Here is a 12,564-nt window from a genome sequence, read left to right on the forward strand (position 1 = left end):
TGGGGAGCTGGGTTGGGGGAAAGGGTACGCGGCCCGGACGCGGGTCGTACCGACGCTGAGTAAAACCGGTCTCGGCCCGTGGTCACACCAGGAGTCCTCGGGTGTGAACTGGGAGACTGGTGGTCATGAGCTACAGCACGGCCGACTCCTTGCCCAGGGTGACACTGGACGACGTACGAGGCGCCCAGAAGATGCTCACGGGCGTGGCGCGGACGACCGCGATGGAGGGCAGCAGGTACCTGTCCCAGCTGGTGGGCGCCCCGGTGCACTTCAAGTGCGAGAACCTCCAGCGCACCGGTTCGTTCAAGCTGCGCGGCGCGTATGTGCGGATCGCCGGGCTGCTTCCTGAGGAGCGCGCCGCGGGTGTGGTCGCGGCCAGCGCGGGCAACCACGCGCAGGGCGTCGCCCTCGCCTCCTCGCTGCTCGGCGTGCGCTCCACGGTCTTCATGCCGACCGGCGCCCCGCTGCCGAAGGTCGCTGCCACCCGCGACTACGGCGCCGAGGTGAGGCTGCACGGTCAGGTGGTCGACGAGACGCTGGCCGCCGCGCAGGAGTACGCGGCCGAGACGGGCGCGGTGTTCATCCACCCCTTCGACCACCCCGACATCATCGCGGGTCAGGGCACCGTCGGCCTGGAGATCCTGGAGCAGTGCCCGGAGGTGCGCACGATCGTCGTCGGGATCGGCGGCGGGGGGCTGGCCGCGGGCATAGCGGTCGCGGTGAAGGCGCTGCGCCCCGATGTACGGATCATCGGCGTGCAGGCGGCGGGCGCTGCGGCGTATCCGCTCTCGCTGGCGGCCGGGCGCCCGGTGGCGATCGACAACCCGTCGACGATGGCCGACGGCATCAAGGTAGGACGGCCCGGCGATGTGCCGTTCCGGATCGTCGAGGAGCTGGTGGACGAGGTCCGCACGGTGTCGGAGAGCCATCTGTCGAGCGCGCTGCTGCTCTGCCTGGAGCGGGCCAAGCTGGTCGTCGAACCGGCGGGCGCGAGCCCCGTCGCGGCGTTGCTGAGCGAGCCCGGGACCTTCGAGGGCCCGGTCGTCGCGCTGCTGTCGGGCGGCAACGTGGACCCGCTGCTGATGCAGCGCATCCTGCGCCACGGCATGGCCGCGAGCGGCCGCTACCTCGCGGTCACGCTGCGGCTGACGGACCGCCCCGGCGCTCTGGCCACACTTCTGGGGGTGTTGTCAGTGGCGGACGCTAACGTCCTCGATGTGAGTCACGTACGGACCGATCCCCGGCTCGGGCTCACGGAGGTGGAGGTCGAGCTGCACCTGGAGACGAAGGGTCCGGAGCACTGCGCCGAGGTCGGCCGCGCCCTGCGCGAGGCCGGCTACAGGGTCATCGACTGATCGACCGACATCCATCGTCCGAGGTCAGGGCCCCTGTCCTCGAACCTCGGAAAAATCTGTTGAGTAACGCGATACATCGCGTTACGGTGTGCCATGCCCAGTTCTCGCTCGGCCTCTCGCTGCGCTCGTCGCAGTCTGTGAGGCGGGACGAGACGGGCAAAGGTAAGAAGTTACCGTGAAAATTCCCCAACGACGTGGAGAACTCACATGCCAGGCGCCATCTATGCCGAAGGTCTGGTCAAGACCTTCGGTGACGTAAGGGCTCTGGACGGCGTCGATCTCGATGTCCCGGAAGGCACCGTCCTGGGTCTGCTGGGACCGAACGGCGCGGGCAAGACGACCGCCGTCCGCTGTCTGACGACCCTCCTGCGCCCCGACAGCGGCAAGGCGATCGTCGCGGGCGTCGACGTGCTCAAGCACCCCGACGCGGTGCGGCGCAGGGTCGGCCTCTCCGGACAGTTCGCGGCCGTCGACGAGTATCTGACCGGCCGCGAGAACCTCCAGATGGTCGGCCAGCTCTACCAGATGAGGGCGAAGGCCGCGAAGGTCCGCGCGACCGAGCTCCTCGAGCAGTTCAACCTGACGGAGGCCGCCGACCGCCCCGCGAAGACGTACTCGGGCGGTATGCGCCGCCGGCTCGACCTGGCCGCCGCGCTGGTCGTCTCACCGCCGGTGATGTTCATGGACGAGCCGACGACCGGCCTCGACCCGCGCAACCGGCAGCAGCTGTGGGAGGTCATCAAGCAGCTGGTCTCCGGCGGTACGACCCTGCTGCTGACCACGCAGTACCTGGAAGAGGCCGACCACCTCGCGCACGACATCTGTGTGGTCGACCACGGCCGTGTGATCGCCCGCGGTACCGCCGACCAGCTCAAGGCGCAGACCGGCGGCGAGCGCGTCGAGGTCGTCGTGCACGAGCGCGAGCACATAGCGACGGCCTCGGAGGTGCTCCGCGGCTTCGGCAAGGGCGAGACGACCGTCGAGGAGCACACCCGCAAGCTCACCGTGCCCGTCACCGGCGGCGCGAAGCTCCTCGCGGAGGTCATCCGCGAGCTGGACGGCCGCGGTATCGAGATCGACGACATCGGGCTGCGCAGGCCCACGCTCGACGACGTCTTCCTCTCCCTGACCGGACATGTCGCCGAGGTGAAGGACGAGGAGAACGGGGTGGCGGGCGACGCGAGGGGCCGCAAGCCGAAGAAGGACCCGGCGAAGAAGGACCCCGTGACGGACCCGGCGAAGAACGAAACCGCGCAGACGGAAACCGCGCAGACGGAGGCCACGAAGTGAGTGCCGTGACAGACGCCGTCCCCGCGACGGCCCCCCAGGGCGCCGTCGCCCAGTCCGTGCGCGACTCCCTGGTCCGCGACCGGCGGCCCAACGCCTTGAAGGAGCAGGCGAAGTGAGCGCTGTGAACGATTCCCTGGTCATCGCCCGCCGGAACTTGATTCGGATGACCCGGATTCCCGAAATGATTCTGTTTGGGCTAATCCAGCCAATCATGTTCGTGGTGCTGTTCACGTACGTGTTCGGCGGTTCCATGCAGATCGGCAACAGCGCCGATCTGGACGTCTACAAGAACTTCCTGATGGCGGGCATCTTCGCGCAGACCGTCACGTTCGCCACCGCCAGCTCCGGTGCGGGCATCGCCGACGACATGCACAAGGGGCTCATCGACCGCTTCCGCTCGCTGCCCATGGCGCGCGGCGCAGTGCTGACCGGGCGTACCGTTGCGGACCTCGTGCAGACGGCCTTGACGCTGTTCGTCCTCGCGATCGTCGCGTTGATCGTAGGTTGGCGCCCCGGCTCCGTGGAGACGACCAACTTCGGGAAGATCTTGGGTGGCTTCGGCCTGCTTCTTCTTCTGGGGTACGCCTTCACGTGGATCGGCGCGCTGATCGGCCTGTCGGTGCGCACACCGGAGGCGGCCACCTCCGGCGGCCTGATCTGGCTGTTCCCGGTGACCTTCATCTCGAACGCGTTCGTGGACTCCAGCAAGATGACTCCGTGGCTGCGTCACATCGCTGAGTGGAACCCTTTCAGCGCGACCGTTCAGGCGTGCCGCAAGCTCTTCGGCGACCCAGGCCTGTCCCCGTCCGACGCCTGGCCGATGCAGCATCCCGTGTGGGCGTCGCTGATCTACTCGATCCTGATCATCGTCGTCTTCCGCACGCTCGCGGTCCGCAAGTACCGCCGGGCGACCAGTTGATGGCTCCGATTCCCCGGAACTGCCTTGACGGCACGCCGCTCTGAGGCCCCTCGCGATTGGGAGGGGCCTCAGGGCTGTCCGGGTCAGTTCTGGCAGCCGCGGCCAGATGCTGTCTTGGCCTCTGTGACGGTGACGCCGGGGTCGGCGGAGGGCTCTGCGGGTGTGCAGCAGGTGTTGACGCCGCAGCACGCATCGGCCGATCCGGTCGTATGGGATGCCTGCGTCTCGGTCCGGGGCTTGGTGGCGCGGCCGACGGCGGAATGCATGCCGTCGGCCACGGGGGGTGGGGGTGATCTCGACCTTCACGAACCCTGCCGCCTCAAGGCCTTCGCGGTACTCGGTGAACGACAGAGCCCCCGCGACGCAACCGACGTAGTCGCCGCGCTCCGCGCACTGGGCGGGGGAGAGGGGCGGACCATCGCGAACTGGAACCCGTTCAGCGCCACCGTGCAGGCCTGCCGCCAGCTCTTCGGCAACCTCCCGGCGGGCTATCCGGTGCCGGACGCCTGGCCCATGCAGCACCCGGTGTGGGCATCGTTGCTGTGGTCCGTGCTGATCGTCGTGGTGTTCCGAACGCTCGCGGTACGCAAGTACCGCCGGGCGGACGCTTGATCACGCCTCTTCGCCGCGCCCCCTGCACGGCCGCCGACTAGGCGCAGCCCGACCGAGCAAGGATTGACCAGAGGCCCTGGCAGACGCCGGGGCCTCTGTCGTTGCCTGTCAGGAGGTGAGGATGGAGATGCCGTCACCGAGCAGCTTCAGCCCGATGACGAAGAAGAGGACCGCCATCACGGCGACATTGTGCTGGGCCGCCCAGTCCTTCCAGCTGCCGAGCGTGGTTCTGGCTCGCTCCCCTCCGAGCAGGAAGATTCCCAGTGGGGCCAGCAGGCCGAGGGTGGCGATCAGGACGAAGATCGCCAGCGATGCGATCTGCTGCCCGACCGGCAGTCCGGCTGAGCCGATGGAGGCGGCCGCAGCGATGGTCAGCGGGGCGTTCTTGGCGTTGAGCGCGGCCAAGGCCAGTCCGAGTCCGAAGACCTTGACCGGCGTGAGGCGGTCGATCGCGCCCATCCACTTCGGCAGCTGGGCCTGTGAGGGATCCTTCGGTCGTCGGTGCCATTGCCGGGCGCTGAAGAGGACGAGCAACAGGCCCAGAGCGAGCTTGAGGGCTCCCACCCAGGTGGCCGGTTGATTGTGGGTGGAGGCACCTGCGGGGGAAGCGATCGCCAGCATCACCGCGCCCAGCGCCGAGAGCCCCAGAATCCAGCCGATGGTGAAGAGGGGGCCGTTGAGACGTCCCCGAGGCGTGGCGAGTATGAGGATGATGGCGATGATCGGGAGCGGGCTGATGGCGACGCCGGCCGCGAGACCCAGCACGTCACCGACAACTTTGCCCATGATTACCTCCTGGTGGATGGGTCAGGGCGGCGATCGAGTTGAGCAAGGCTTGGTGAGAGTGGGCGACCCGACTACCTGTGCGGCCGGCTGTGGGACTGTCGTGGACATACGCCGGAACTGCCGGGGGTCCTGGGCCGGGAGGCGCAGCCGTCCCGGAAGTGGGCCCTGTGAACGCCGAACTCCATCTTCCTGCGCCTTTCGGGATCTGTCCTCGGGAGCTCCTCGGAACGCGGGGACCCCGGCCTTGGCCGGAGTGCGAGGCGGTGCGTGTGGATCCAGGATGGGAGGTGAGGGCGATGGCGCCTCATATCCGAGCGCTTGGCGCCCCTCGGACCGATCCGTGGCAGGTGAATCTCACGATGACCGCGACGACAGGTGCGACCCCATCAGCTCAGCCCGAGCGCCCGGGCAGGTCGGATGGGGTCTGCAGCGAGTTCACCGTCTTTACCAAGATCAAGCCGGGCCATGCCGACGCCTTGCGTGAGGATCTCGTCGCCCTCGCCGACGCGGCGGCCAGCGAGAACGTCCACGCGGCGGTGCGCCAGATCGGCACCCTGCACGACGCACGGCACGTGATCTTCGACAACGACACCCGGTTCATGTTCGCCAGTGTCTTCGACGGCTCCTGGGACACGTACATCGACGACTTCGCCCAGACGGTGGTCGGGGCCCGCTTCGACAAGGTCTTCTCGCACAGCGAAGGGTTCCCCGGCGTCACCGATCCAGGGGCGAAGGACTGGTTCCTTGCCCAGCAGGAGCCCGCGGAGGTCTTCGTCAGTGCCTATCCCGATCTGACCGTTCAGCAGATCTACAAGGACCACCGTGTGGAGGAGGCGTTCGAGGCGGTGCTGGACACCGCTGAGTTCCGGGCGGCGCTGGACAACCCGGCGAACGCCGAGTTGCTGGCCACGCCGGCCTTCCAGAAGCTGCTGGAGGAAGCCGCGGCGTAGAAGCCGGACACGACCGACCCTCAGAGCCGACCCGACATCGGTGGACCGCGTCGGGCGCGGGTCGGTGGCTGCACGTCCGCCCACGCGGAGGCCGACAGGGAGGCACAGGCGATCATGAACACGGTGGCAAGCAGCAGCGCGGCCGGCATGGGTGTGGAGATCGACGACGTCCAAAGCGGGGCACTGCGTCCACGGCCTGTGCCGTACGAGGGGAAGTTCATCTTTCTGCGCGTCGATGACCGCCATGCCGGGCGCGCCCTGCTGCGACGGCTGCTGCCGGTGACCGCGGGTGGTCTGCCCGGCGTGGACCGGAGCAAGGATGCCTGGGTGGCCCTGGCGTTCACCTATCAGGGACTGAGCGCCCTGGGGGTGCCCCAGGAGTCGCTGGACAGCTTTCCGCGGGCGTTCCGTGAGGGCATGGCCGCTCGCGCGGAGCTGATCGGCGACGTGGGCGAGAGCGCCCCGGCCCACTGGGAGGCACCGTTCGGAACGGGCGATGTTCATATCGCGCTGAGCGCTCTCTCCTCCGACGCGGCGCAGCTGGACAGGGAGCTGGAGCGGGCCCGCGTCGCCTACGAGGACACGCCCGGTGTCCAGGTGATCTGGCAGCAGGAGGTCCACCAGCTCCCGACCGGGCGTACCACCTTCGGCTTTCGCGACGGCATCAGCCATCCGAACATCGAGGGCGTCGGACTGCCCGGCTCCAACCCGCAGGAAGCGCCCATCAAGGCCGGTGAGTTCATCCTCGGCTACCCCGACGAGACGGGCAGCCTGCCGCCCATGCCCAGCCCCGATGTGCTGGGACGCAACGGAACCTACGCGGCCGTTCGCAAGATCCACACCAACGTGGCGGCCTGGCGGCAGTACCTGCGCGCGAACACCTCCAGCGCCGAGGAGGAGGCACTCCTGGCGGCGAAGATGGTCGGGCGCTGGCCCAGCGGGGCGCCGCTGACGCTGACGCCGGAGCACGATGACCCGGAGCTGGCGGCCGATCCGCACCGCAACAACAACTTCCTGTACCGGGAGAACGACGATCGCGGCTTCCGGTGCCCCGCCGGTGCGCACATCCGGCGTACCAACCCCCGCGATTCCACCATCATCGGCGACGCGCGGATGCACCGCCTCATCCGCCGCGGCACCACCTACGGCCCGCCGCTGCCGGAGGGCGTGCTGGAGGACGACGGCGCCGACCGGGGTCTGGTCGGAGTCTTCCTCGGAGCACACCTTGAACGGCAGTTTGAATTCATCAAGGCCGAGTGGGTCAACGACGGCAACTTCATCGGGTATCCCGGCGAGCAGGACCCGGTGGCCGGCCATCACGGCGGAACCGGCAGCGTCACCATCCCGGAGAAGCCGGTCCGGCGCCGCCTGCGGAATCTGCCGAGCTTCGTGGTCACCCGGGGCGGTGAGTACTGCTTCGTGCCGGGTCTGCGTGCCCTGCGCTGGCTCGCCGAGCTGGAGGACTGAGGGCGATTCCCACCCCCTGAGGCCCCACACGGTCTTCGAGAAGAGGTCGCAGTCATGGCAGCACAGTTCGTCCGCTACACGCCTGACGTCGAAGACGACGACCCGAACTTCGACCGCAACCTGCAGACGGTGATCGAGAAGACCGAGAGGTACATCGCCGAGTCGGTCGAGGCCGGTGGCACCGGACGGGCCCTGCGCGACGCCCACGCCAAGGGCTACGGGCTGGTCCGGGGGGAGGTGGAGATCCTGGACGGGCTGCCCCCCGAGTACGCCCAGGGAATCTACGCGACTCCGGGAACCCACGATGCGCTCATCCGCTTCTCCAACGGATCGCCCCACGCCGGAGCCGACGCGCGACTGGGCGCCGCCATCGGACTGGCGCTGAAGATCTTCGACATCCCCGGCCCGACCCTGCTGGAGGACGAACCGGACTCGGGCACCTTCGACTACGCCAACATCAACGGGCCGATCTTCTTCTGCAACACGGTCGAGCACTACCTGTTCATCCAGGAACTGTTCCTGGACGCGCCGGCCTACTTCTCCCAGGGCCGACCCGGCGCGCATCGCTTCTACACCGAGTTCGTGACCGGCAAGGGAACGCTGGACCAGGACAACTGGGCGTGGGACGAGTTCCTGGCCTTCCTGCGCCTGTCGAAGACCCCTCCGGCGAACGTGCTGCTGTCGAGCTACTGGACGATGGGCGCGGTCCGGCACGGGGACCACATCGCCAAGGTGCGCATCACCCCCGACCCGTCCTACGCCGCCGCGGTGGTCCGGCGCACCATCGACCCGGCCTCCGCGCAGGAGGTCTTCCGACCGGCCCTGCAAGCCGAGCTGCAGGAGCGGCCCTACGCCTTCGACATCCAGGTGCAGCTCTGCACCGACCTGGAGCGCATGCCGGTGGAGGACACCACCGTGGAGTGGCCCGAGCAGCTCTCGCCGCCCGTCACCGTGGCCAGACTGCGGCTGCCGCAGCAGGACATCTCCGGCCCGGAAAACCTGGAGAAGATGGACTCACTGTCCTTCACGCCCTGGCGGGTCACCGCCGAGCACGCCCCCCTGGGCAACATCATGCGGGCCCGCAAGGAGGTCTACCGGCGATCCTCCATCGAGCGCCACAAGCTCAACCAGCAGCCACGCACCGAGCCCCGCAGCGCCGACGAGGTGCTCGGCCCGGCCCGATGAAGTCGCCGGTGACGGCGGTGACGCGGGCGTGAAGAGACGGGCGTGAAGAGACGGGCGTGAAGACGCGGGCGTGACGATGCGGGCATGACGATGCCCCCGGCACGGCCGGGGGCATCGTCGCCGTGGTCGGTCCCGGCTCAGCCCTTGTAGGGCTCGGCCTTGAGGATCTTCACCGAGGCGAGCTTGCCGTTGGGCAGCTCGTACTGGGCGTCCTCGCCGATCTTCTTGCCGTTCACGCCGGAGCCCAGGGGGGACTGGGGCGAGTAGGTCTCGATGTCGGCGCTGGCGTACTCGCGCGAGGCGAGCAGGAAGTCCAGCGTGTCGTCCTCGTCGCCGTCGAAGGCGATGGTGACGACCATGCCGGGGGCGACCATGCCGTCCGCCGCGGGGGCCTCGCCCACCTTGGCGTTCTCCAGGAGCTGGGTCAGCTGGCGCACACGGAGCTCCTGCTTGCCCTGCTCTTCCTTGGCCGCGTGGTACCCGCCGTTCTCGCGCAGGTCGCCCTCCTCGCGCGCGGCCGCGATCTTGGCGGCGATCTCCGTGCGCGCAGGACCAGACAGGTAGTCCAGCTCGGCCCTGAGCTGGTTGTACGCCTCCTGGGTCAGCCAGGTGACGTTCTCGCTGGTCTGGGTCACAGGTGCTCCTCGTAGGTACTGGGAATACAAAGCATCGCCCTACCCAGAAGAATGTGCTTTCACGGGTGGGCGAAACCACGAGCCTAACAATTCCCGGGCAGAAGGGGGAGGACATAAGACATCAGAATTACGTCAACGCAGGTCAGCGCGTAGGTGCCACGGGTGATGCCGGAGGTGGCGGGCGGTGCAAGGGGGGCGAGAGGGGGCGTCAGGGGGGGGCGACAGCGGTGGTGTCAGTCGGCGTGGCAGCCGAGCAGCTCCGCCGTGCCGCCGCGGGAGGTGGTACGGAGCGTGACGACCTTGTCGATACGGGAGGAGTCCTGGTCGAAACGGAAGTCCGCGCGGCCCACCTCACTCCCGTCGTCGGCCTGTGAGCGCAGCGTGCAGTAGCCGTGGGCGCCCGCGTCCTTGCGCACCTCCAGGTGCACCTCGACCGCGTTGCCCGAGACGGCCTTGAAGGTGATCACCTCGGCGCTGATCTTGCTCGAGAAGACGTAGTAGTACGCGAACCAGCCCATCAGGGCGAGCAGCGCCACCCCCAGCACACTGCCGATGACCTTGAGTTTCCGGTCCGCGCGCTCGTCCTCGGAGCGGCCGTACCGGCCCTCGGGCAGCTGTGTGCTCGCCGTGCTCATGATCGTCCTCTCGGGGACGGGGTCCCGGAATTATTCGTCCCCCGATTCCGTCACTATAGAAGCCGCCCATGACGCCGAAACACGCCGGGCGCCGACTTGCCGACTGGCCTCACCGGCCGACTTACTGAGGATCGAGTCTTGACTGACCAGCTGCGACTGATGGCCGTGCACGCCCACCCCGACGACGAGTCGAGCAAGGGCGCGGCCACCATGGCGAAGTACGTGTCCGAGGGGGTGGACGTGCTGGTCGTGACCTGCACGGGCGGGGAGCGCGGCTCCATCCTCAACCCGAAGCTCCAGGGCGACCAGTACATCGAGGAGCACATCCACGAGGTACGCAAGAAGGAGATGGACGAGGCTCGCGAGATCCTCGGCATCAAGCAGGAGTGGCTCGGATTCGTGGACTCCGGCCTTCCGGAGGGTGACCCGCTGCCGCCGCTCCCCGAGGGCTGCTTCGCGCTCGAGGACGTGGACAAGGCGGCCGGAGAGCTGGTCAGGCAGATCCGCTCGTTCCGTCCGCAGGTGATCACCACGTACGACGAGAACGGCGGTTATCCGCACCCCGACCACATCATGACCCACAAGATCACGATGGTGGCGTTCGAGGGGGCGACGGACACCGAGAAGTACCCGGAGTCCGAGTACGGCCAGGCGTTCCAGCCGCAGAAGCTCTACTACAACCAGGGCTTCAACCGCCCGCGCACCGAGGCGCTGCACAACGCCCTCCTTGAGCGCGGTCTGGAGTCGCCGTACGGGGACTGGCTGAAGCGGTGGAGCGAGTTCGAGCGCACCGAGCGCACGCTGACCACGCACGTTCCGTGCGCGGACTTCTTCGAGATCCGTGACAAGGCGCTGATCGCGCACGCCACGCAGATCGACCCCGACGGCGGCTGGTTCAAGGTCCCGATGGAGATCCAGAAGGAGGTCTGGCCGACCGAGGAGTACGAGCTCGCCACCTCTTTGGTCGACACCTCCCTCCCCGAGGACGACCTCTTCGCGGGCATCCGCGACAATGCCTGATATGAGCGCAAGCCTGGCACTGACGCACCTCGTTCCCCTCGCCAAGGAGGTCGACGAGAACAAGGTCACCCCCGGCGTCCTCGGTTTCATCGTCTTCGCGGCGTTGGCCCTGGCGGTGTGGGGCCTGATGAAGTCCATGAACCGGCACATGGGGAAGGTCACCTTCGAGGAGGACCCGGAGAAGCCCGAGAAGGGCGCCGTGGCCTCCGGCAAGGGGAGCGGCTCCGGTCCCGGCGGGAAGGCCTCGCCCGCGAAGGGCTGAGCCTGGTGTGCGGACTCCGGCCACGGCCGGCCGGGGTGCGCACCCTCACCCTCGGCACCGTCCTCTCGTACGAAGGGGTCCCTCCGTACGCAGCGGCGGCCGTCGGCATGGTCGTACCGTGGCTCGCCGCGCTCACACCGCGGCCCGCTCCAGTCTGTTGTCCATGCCGCACTGCAGGGCGTACGCGAAGCCGAGCGGGTTGCTCCACGCGTCGGCGAAGTGCCGGGCGAGCCCGTGGACGATCTCGCCCGCGGTCTCCCGGCCGCCGAGATAGCGGGTGACGTACGCGTGCGCGTACTCGGCGGCGAACAGCTGCGGCATCTCGATCTGCGGCCCCAGCACCCCGCCCGCGCCCGCCTCGATGAGCGCGCCGCCCAGGCGTGCCGGCTCGGCGGTGGCGGGCAGCCCGGCGTAACCGGCGTTGAGGAACACCAAGGGGCGCTGCGCGAGCAAGGGGTCGGCGGGGCCGCGCTCGGCGAGGACCGCAGGGACGTCGATGTCCTTGCCGTCGCTCAGCCGAAGGACGAACAGCGGGGCGCCGTCGTCGGCGACGGGTCTGAAGTGCCCGTGGCACCAGAAGTACATCAGCTGCTCGTCGAGCCCGCCGGAGCGCAGGGCGCGCAGCAGTTCGTCGCGCAGGGCGCGTTCGACGCGGACGGTGCCGGTGGCGAGGGCGCTCGCGACCTCGGCGGCCCGGGTGACGCCCTGCGGGTCGATGCCCTTGTCGTGATTCAGGCTCACCACCGGTGACAAGGGCGGCGGCGGTGCGTCGTGCTCGTCGCCTGCGGGGACCGGGAAGCGCGGGTGGTGGCCGCCGGTCTGCTCGATCTGGTGCCGGTAGCCGAGGAAACGCCGGAAGGGTTCGTCGCCGGGACCGCCCGGCCCGTTCGTGGTGTCCTCGGGCAGCGCGAGCATCGGCCAGGGCAGGAACAGGTCGGAGTCGACGCGGATGCGCAACGGCTCCTCGCGGCTCAGCGCGTCGGTCAGGATCGCGCCGAAGCGCCGGGTGCCCCGGCCGCCGTCGCCGAGCAGCTCCCCGTACAACAGGTGGGAGCCCTGGCGCGCGAGCTCGTCGAGGATCCCGCGCAGTTCCTGCCGGGGCTCGGCGGTGAGATCCGGGCAGGTGGCGTACGGGAAGTGGGGGCGGCCCCCGACCGGGATCCCGCGCTCGTCGACGGGCTGGAAGTCGACCAGCTCCCGTTTCCACAGCCCCCGCAGATGCGCCGCGGCGGCGGTGACGGCGGCCGGCTTCACATTCAGCCGCAGCGCGTGCTCGGTCGCGGACGGGGGCGCGGCCGGGCCGTACAGCCGGGCCCGGATGTGGTCGTCGGCGTGGGCGTCGAGGGCGAGGACCAGGTCCGGGTGACGGACGGTGGGGGCCGGGCGGCGGGTGAAGCCGCGGCTGGGGTCCTGGACGACCTGGCTGAGAAGTTCGCGGGCCATCGGGC

At 69.0% G+C, this 12,564-nt stretch carries 12 protein-coding genes and 2 pseudogenes; 9 read left to right on the forward strand and 5 right to left on the reverse strand.

All coding sequences use genetic code 11. From position 1 onward, the window contains the following. The first annotated feature begins 125 nt into the window (after positions 1 to 125). From ilvA to FNV62_RS32020, 3 genes are all read left to right on the forward strand, one after another. Positions 126 to 1,355 (forward strand): threonine ammonia-lyase, encoded by a 1,230-nt coding sequence (ilvA, locus tag FNV62_RS32010; protein WP_060899017.1) that lies wholly within the window; start codon positions 126 to 128, stop codon positions 1,353 to 1,355. Between the two features lie 207 nt (positions 1,356 to 1,562). After that, a complete protein-coding gene (locus FNV62_RS32015) occupies positions 1,563 to 2,645 on the forward strand; it encodes an ATP-binding cassette domain-containing protein (RefSeq protein WP_169081085.1) in 1,083 nt (360 codons plus the stop codon). A 163-nt stretch (positions 2,646 to 2,808) separates the two neighbouring features. Then, positions 2,809 to 3,564 (forward strand): ABC transporter permease, encoded by a 756-nt coding sequence (locus FNV62_RS32020; protein ID WP_211180092.1) that lies wholly within the window; start codon positions 2,809 to 2,811, stop codon positions 3,562 to 3,564. A gap of 83 nt (positions 3,565 to 3,647) precedes the next feature. Here FNV62_RS32020 and FNV62_RS55915 read toward each other — a convergent pair. Next, positions 3,648 to 3,972: pseudogene (locus FNV62_RS55915) on the reverse strand (arsenite S-adenosylmethyltransferase); the annotation flags it as partial. Between the two features lie 3 nt (positions 3,973 to 3,975). Here FNV62_RS55915 and FNV62_RS32030 point away from each other — a divergent pair. After that, positions 3,976 to 4,176, forward strand: a pseudogene (locus FNV62_RS32030) (ABC transporter permease); the annotation flags it as partial. Between the two features lie 108 nt (positions 4,177 to 4,284). Here the strand turns inward: FNV62_RS32030 and FNV62_RS32035 are convergent. Beyond that, positions 4,285 to 4,962 carry a GAP family protein gene (locus FNV62_RS32035; RefSeq protein ID WP_060899023.1) on the reverse strand — a complete coding sequence of 226 codons (678 nt, stop codon included), beginning with the start codon at positions 4,960 to 4,962 and terminating at the stop codon, positions 4,285 to 4,287. 359 nt (positions 4,963 to 5,321) lie between these two features. Between FNV62_RS32035 and FNV62_RS32040 the strand changes: the two genes are divergently transcribed. The 3 genes from FNV62_RS32040 (at position 5,322) to FNV62_RS32050 (ending at position 8,564) form a co-directional block, all read left to right on the forward strand. Further along, entirely contained in the window at positions 5,322 to 5,912 is a 591-nt protein-coding gene (locus tag FNV62_RS32040; RefSeq protein WP_225900448.1) for a hypothetical protein, read from the forward strand. A gap of 114 nt (positions 5,913 to 6,026) precedes the next feature. Next, the gene (locus tag FNV62_RS32045; RefSeq protein WP_186003123.1) at positions 6,027 to 7,379 is read left to right on the forward strand and encodes a Dyp-type peroxidase; all 1,353 of its coding nucleotides are present in this window, start codon (positions 6,027 to 6,029) and stop codon (positions 7,377 to 7,379) included. 54 nt (positions 7,380 to 7,433) lie between these two features. After that, positions 7,434 to 8,564, forward strand: a complete 1,131-nt coding sequence (locus tag FNV62_RS32050; protein WP_097286035.1) for a catalase family protein — start codon at positions 7,434 to 7,436, stop codon at positions 8,562 to 8,564. A gap of 137 nt (positions 8,565 to 8,701) precedes the next feature. On the opposite strand, the gene greA is transcribed toward FNV62_RS32050, so the two are convergent. Together greA and FNV62_RS32060 are read right to left on the reverse strand one after the other, a co-directional pair. After that, on the reverse strand, positions 8,702 to 9,199 hold the full coding sequence (greA, locus tag FNV62_RS32055) for a transcription elongation factor GreA (RefSeq protein WP_054234773.1): 498 nt from the start codon (positions 9,197 to 9,199) through the stop codon (positions 8,702 to 8,704). Positions 9,200 to 9,432: 233 nt separating this feature from the next. Next, a complete protein-coding gene (locus FNV62_RS32060; protein ID WP_097286036.1) occupies positions 9,433 to 9,834 on the reverse strand; it encodes a DUF4307 domain-containing protein in 402 nt (133 codons plus the stop codon). Positions 9,835 to 9,993: 159 nt separating this feature from the next. On the opposite strand from FNV62_RS32060, the gene mca reads away from it, so the two are divergent. Both mca and FNV62_RS32070 read left to right on the forward strand, forming a co-directional pair. Further along, complete coding sequence (gene mca / locus FNV62_RS32065) at positions 9,994 to 10,854, forward strand: mycothiol conjugate amidase Mca (RefSeq protein WP_164331955.1); 861 nt, start codon at positions 9,994 to 9,996, stop codon at positions 10,852 to 10,854. After that, positions 10,847 to 11,116 (forward strand): hypothetical protein, encoded by a 270-nt coding sequence (locus FNV62_RS32070; protein WP_079089883.1) that lies wholly within the window; start codon positions 10,847 to 10,849, stop codon positions 11,114 to 11,116. The genes mca and FNV62_RS32070 overlap by 8 nt, the downstream gene beginning before the upstream one ends. A 132-nt stretch (positions 11,117 to 11,248) precedes the next feature. Here FNV62_RS32070 and FNV62_RS32075 read toward each other — a convergent pair whose 3' ends face one another. Further along, positions 11,249 to 12,559 (reverse strand): hypothetical protein, encoded by a 1,311-nt coding sequence (locus FNV62_RS32075; RefSeq protein ID WP_097286038.1) that lies wholly within the window; start codon positions 12,557 to 12,559, stop codon positions 11,249 to 11,251. Between the last annotated feature and the right edge of the window lie 5 nt (positions 12,560 to 12,564).

Origin of the sequence: Streptomyces sp. RLB3-17, assembly GCF_007113425.2 — a bacterium.
GTDB lineage: Bacteria > Actinomycetota > Actinomycetes > Streptomycetales > Streptomycetaceae > Streptomyces > Streptomyces mirabilis_D.